The organism is Streptococcus danieliae, from assembly GCF_013415245.1.
Lineage (GTDB): Bacteria > Bacillota > Bacilli > Lactobacillales > Streptococcaceae > Streptococcus > Streptococcus danieliae_A.
In genome coordinates this window covers 1-315 of the sequence record NZ_JACBXX010000016.1, presented here as the reverse complement: position 1 = coordinate 315, position 315 = coordinate 1, and the positions used below count along the sequence as shown (strand labels likewise).

Annotated in this window: 1 pseudogene; it reads left to right on the top strand. The window is 40.6% G+C overall.

The window, feature by feature from the left end:
- A pseudogene (locus tag HZY94_RS00050) lies at window positions 1-315 on the top strand (transposase); the annotation flags it as partial.

Here is a 315-nt window from a genome sequence, read left to right as displayed (position 1 = left end):
CTTACTTCATCGCCTATATTGCTAAATTGATTCTTCAATTAGAGACTGACCAGCAATTGTTACGCCAATTGCGAATGAACAGTCAATTACGGCAAATCTGTGGCTTTGAAACTCACAGTGTCCGTCTGAATTCGAGTGTGACAAGAATAGTCAATGCTCCCTCCAAGTCAGCCTATTCTCGTTTTGTCGATGAGTGGATACAAACAGGAATTGCAGAACTCTATGAACTACTCCCTGATTTCGGTCAAGTACTCGCACTGGATGGAAAAATTATTGATTCTTATGCAACACCTAATGGTCGAAAGCAGAAAAAAG